At 69.6% G+C, this 3,880-nt stretch carries 9 protein-coding genes; all 9 read left to right on the forward strand.

What is annotated here, in order from left to right; all coding sequences use genetic code 11:
* Positions 1 to 221 precede the first annotated feature (221 nt).
* Genes RR1_RS20455 through RR1_RS20490 form a run of 9 tightly spaced genes read left to right on the forward strand, consistent with a single transcriptional unit; the run spans position 222 to position 3,825 of the window.
* Positions 222 to 419 carry a hypothetical protein gene (locus RR1_RS20455; protein WP_143153970.1) on the forward strand — a complete coding sequence of 66 codons (198 nt, stop codon included), beginning with the start codon at positions 222 to 224 and terminating at the stop codon, positions 417 to 419.
* Positions 419 to 850, forward strand: a complete 432-nt coding sequence (locus tag RR1_RS20460) for a hypothetical protein (RefSeq protein WP_010838940.1) — start codon at positions 419 to 421, stop codon at positions 848 to 850. The genes RR1_RS20455 and RR1_RS20460 overlap by 1 nt, the downstream gene beginning before the upstream one ends.
* Positions 847 to 1,050 (forward strand): hypothetical protein, encoded by a 204-nt coding sequence (locus RR1_RS20465; RefSeq protein ID WP_010838941.1) that lies wholly within the window; start codon positions 847 to 849, stop codon positions 1,048 to 1,050. The genes RR1_RS20460 and RR1_RS20465 overlap by 4 nt, the downstream gene beginning before the upstream one ends.
* Positions 1,047 to 1,448: a hypothetical protein gene (locus RR1_RS20470; protein ID WP_072713746.1), complete on the forward strand. Its 402-nt coding sequence runs from the start codon at positions 1,047 to 1,049 to the stop codon at positions 1,446 to 1,448. Before RR1_RS20465 ends, RR1_RS20470 begins: the two co-directional genes overlap by 4 nt.
* A complete protein-coding gene (locus tag RR1_RS20475) occupies positions 1,445 to 1,765 on the forward strand; it encodes a hypothetical protein (protein WP_010838943.1) in 321 nt (106 codons plus the stop codon). The genes RR1_RS20470 and RR1_RS20475 overlap by 4 nt, the downstream gene beginning before the upstream one ends.
* Positions 1,762 to 1,920 (forward strand): hypothetical protein, encoded by a 159-nt coding sequence (locus tag RR1_RS22455; RefSeq protein ID WP_169847073.1) that lies wholly within the window; start codon positions 1,762 to 1,764, stop codon positions 1,918 to 1,920. The genes RR1_RS20475 and RR1_RS22455 overlap by 4 nt, the downstream gene beginning before the upstream one ends.
* A complete protein-coding gene (locus tag RR1_RS20480; RefSeq protein WP_010838945.1) occupies positions 1,917 to 2,639 on the forward strand; it encodes a hypothetical protein in 723 nt (240 codons plus the stop codon). Before RR1_RS22455 ends, RR1_RS20480 begins: the two co-directional genes overlap by 4 nt.
* Positions 2,636 to 3,037, forward strand: a complete 402-nt coding sequence (locus RR1_RS20485) for a hypothetical protein (protein WP_010838946.1) — start codon at positions 2,636 to 2,638, stop codon at positions 3,035 to 3,037. The genes RR1_RS20480 and RR1_RS20485 overlap by 4 nt, the downstream gene beginning before the upstream one ends.
* The gene (locus tag RR1_RS20490) at positions 3,034 to 3,825 is read left to right on the forward strand and encodes a hypothetical protein (RefSeq protein WP_010838947.1); all 792 of its coding nucleotides are present in this window, start codon (positions 3,034 to 3,036) and stop codon (positions 3,823 to 3,825) included. Before RR1_RS20485 ends, RR1_RS20490 begins: the two co-directional genes overlap by 4 nt.
* Positions 3,826 to 3,880 lie beyond the last annotated feature (55 nt).

Here is a 3,880-nt window from a genome sequence, read left to right on the forward strand (position 1 = left end):
CCGCCTGACGCCCGCGCGCTTCCCGCGCGGGTCGGGAGCAGCGCCCGACTCTCGCCGTCGGTGCAGCGCCCCACGCGTGCCGCGGTGCCGGCGGATGGACATGACTTCCGCCGGCACCGCGCACCACCACCACCTTCTCCTCGTTTCGATCGCCTGTTGTTCGTCCCCACCCCCGCTTCGACAACCCGAGAGGGCATCTCATGGATGACCGGTATGTGCGTGTGAAGACCGCTGATGGTTGGGAGCTCGTCCGCGAGTCCGACATCACCCACACCCAGGACGACGCCGCGCAGGACGCGCTGGACCTCGCCACCGACGAGCGGCAGTACCGCCGGTTCGTGCGGATCGCGATCGTGGTCACGGTCGTCGCGACGGCCGGATTCCTCGGGTTCGTGCTCCTCGCGAGCGGACTGATCTGATGTCGGCGACATCGTGGCTGCAGGCCGCGCACGGCACCGACGGCGACGAGGTCCGCATCATCGTCGATCACGAAGGCGGGACGGTCGCGCTCGTGTCCCCGACTGCTGTCATCGTGCTGACGCACGACGCCGCACGCGACCTCCGGGATCGACTCACCGCCGCCGTAGTCGCCGACCTCGATGGCGAGCAGATCTCCACCGTCCCGACGCCGGCGGACCCGCCGTCCGCCTACCGCCCGGATCCGGCGTTGTGGCGTGAGGTCGACATCCGCGAGTTCGAGCGGGCGAGCCGTGACGGCACGAGCGTCCTCATGACCGACGAGCACCGCGACGACGACTTCGTGCGCCGCTTCTACGTCGCGACCGATCCGCACGCGCCGTTCGTGCCGTCCGGGCTCAGCTTCGCGATACCCGAGCGGGGTGTGCGGTGACCGCCCCGACAGTCGCGATCGCGGCTGCGGCAGTGCGGCGTGAGGCCGACGCGATCGCGCACGCCGTGCGCGCGGGCCGCGACATCTTCGCGACGTGCGTCATCTGTCTCGCCGAGTTCATCCACCTGTCCGACACACCCCGCGACACGTGTGACAGGTGCCTGAGCCTGTACGCGACACCCGACCAGGAGGCAGCATGAACCCGCAGGTCAACCCCGATGCCGCACCCGCCGCGACACCTGTCGCACCCGACGCGACAGGCCCGTTCACCGACCGCGAACTCGAAATCCTCTCCAACGTCCTCGGTCCCGGCCACGCGATCGTGCGACTGCCGGAAACCCCGGACGAGGTCACCGACCGCGACGTCGCAGTCCTCGCCGAGATCCTCGGCCCCGATCACGCGATCGTGCGACTGCCGCATGTCGCGGACGAGTGGTGCGCCCGCGACGAGACCGCGATCGTGCGACGCACCCACGACGACCGTGTCGCGGTCCGCACCATCGACACGCTCTCGACCGCGCAGGCCGTCGATTTCGCAGCCGCGATCGTCGCGATCGCGAAGCGGATCGTCACCGACGCCACCACCGCGGGCCGATGACCGCAGCGCGGTGCAGGCACTGCAGCGAGCCGATCTCGTGGGCGCGGTCGATGGCCCGCGACGCGTGGCTCGCGCTCGACGCAACCCCGGACCACGCCCACGGCACCATCCGGAAACGGTTCGTCGACACCCCCGACGGGCGCACCACCGTGTACGGCGCGCCCCTCACGGGCGACGAGCTCGCGGCCGCGCTCGCCGACGGCGAGAAGCTGTGGACCCTGCACCGCGCCACCTGCAACGCGCACCGGCCGCGCAACCCGAAGCCCGCGCACATCGAACTCGACCTCCCACGCCGGCGCCGCCGGTACCGGTCGTGAACCCCGACGCCGCCGACGCCTGGTGGCAGTCCCTGCCGGACGAGCGCCGCGTCCAGAGCCACCGGTGGGTCGACCCGCCCGCCGCCGCCGGCCCGCACACCGCGACCGCCGGCCAGTACGAGCTCCCGATCACGAAAGGAGACCACCCGCAGTGACCTCGATCCTCGTCTCCACCAACGACCTGCGCGCAGGACTCGTCTCCACCGTCGTCCACGCGTGCACCGACGGCGAACTGCCGGCGATGTGCCGCGTCCGCCTCGACATCGGCCGCGAGAACGTCACCATCACCACCACCGACCGGTTCACCGCCGGCCTCGCCATCGTCTCCGTGTTCGCACACCTCGACACCGACCGCGAAGAAACTGACCTCGCGTGGATCGACGTCATCGACCTCGCCGTCGACGACGTCCAGAAGATCCTCTCCATCTTCAAGGCCCCGAAGGACAGGGGCGACGAACCGCAGTACCTGCTGCGTATCGACGCCGACGACAAGCACGTCACGGTGACCGACAGCTCCGGCATGATCGACGGCCGCGCCCTCAAACTGCCGCGCCTGCCCGCCGACGAGTCGTTCCCGAACCTCGAAGCGATGTTCGCGCGCCACCACCGTGCAGTCCCGGTCCTCATCGAGGACCTCGCCGTCGGCGGCAGCTTCCTCGCGCGCTTCAAGGCCGCGTCCAGCTGCTACCGCGAGGCCCTCGTCGTCGAGTCCACCAAGGCCGGCCGAGGACTCCTCATCCGCTGCGGCGAGAGCTTCCTCGGCCTGCTGATGCCCGTGACCGTCGACGAAGACACCGACCGGCGGCTCCGCGAATGGCGACACGCCTGGACCAACCGATTCGACCACGACAACACTCAGGACGACGCCGCATGACCACCACCACCGCCGCGCAACTCGCGCGGGCCCTCGCCGACACGTTCTACGACCAGGATTCCCACGTCGACGACGCGGATCTCACCGAGACGACCCTCGCCGGCACCTACGACCTGACCCGCGTCGCCGAGCAGCTCCTCGCGGCGGGCTGGAGTGCCCCGGCCTCCGCCAGCAGCGACGAACCGAAGAAGCCCCGCGTCGCATCCGGAGTCACCCTCGACTGGAACGAGCGGAAGCTGCTCGTCGACGGCACCGAGTTCCCGTGGCTCATCGCCGAAGAACCAGGACCGTCGATCCAGGTCGACACCGACGACTTCACGTCCATCTCCCGCGTCACCGTCACGTTCTTCGCCGACGGCGACGTCGAGATCATCAAGTCGAACCGAGGTGGCGAATGACCGTCAGGACGATCGTCGCGGTCGCTGTCGGTATCGGCGACAACGCCGCACACGGCATGCTCTCTGACGTCACCCGATACCTCGACCGCGATGTCACCGAGGTTCGGGAGCTGCGGTGGCCCGCCGAATACGGGCCCGCCCCGAGGTTCTTCGGGCAGTCGTTCAATCAGTCGCTGCAGATCCTGCGCGGCAGCATCCTCCACACCCTCGAGACTGCACCGCACCCGCGGTCGGTCGCTCTCGTCGGATACTCCGGCGGTGCCGCCGGCATCGGAGACGTCGTCGCCGAGCTCCACGCCACCAACTCGCGGCTCCTCGACCGGATCTCGTGCGTGTGCCTGCTCGCCGACCCACGCCAACCCGACTACGTCTCGCCGCCCGGTGAGGACAAGTTCGGGATCGCGGGAAACCGCGGCATCCCGAACCACCTGTTCCCCGTGCTGTGGTTCTACGACCCGGCAGACCCGATCCCATACCTCGAGCGGCACTCGCCGCTGCGTCGTGTTGCCGACCTCACCGCCGACCTCACCCTCACCAACCTCGTCGGCTGGGCGACCGCCGCACGGGGCATCCTCGCCGCGCAGCAGCTGCAGGAGATCGTCATCAACTGGCGCAACCCCGCCGAGGTTAGGGCCCGCTTCAAGGCCGCCGCCGACGCGATCGGCCGCTACGTCGGCCCCGACCACATCTCGTACGCCACCCGCACCGTCCCGGGCGGCCGCCTCACGCACACCCGGAAGATCGCGGTCTATCTCAATTCCTTTGCTCACTCCCGGACACGCGAATGAGCATCGCACTGATCCTCACCGCCGCCATCCTCTGCGGCCCCTACCTCTACCTCGC

It is taken from the genome of Rhodococcus rhodnii NBRC 100604 (assembly GCF_001894925.1).
Lineage (GTDB): Bacteria > Actinomycetota > Actinomycetes > Mycobacteriales > Mycobacteriaceae > Rhodococcus_F > Rhodococcus_F rhodnii.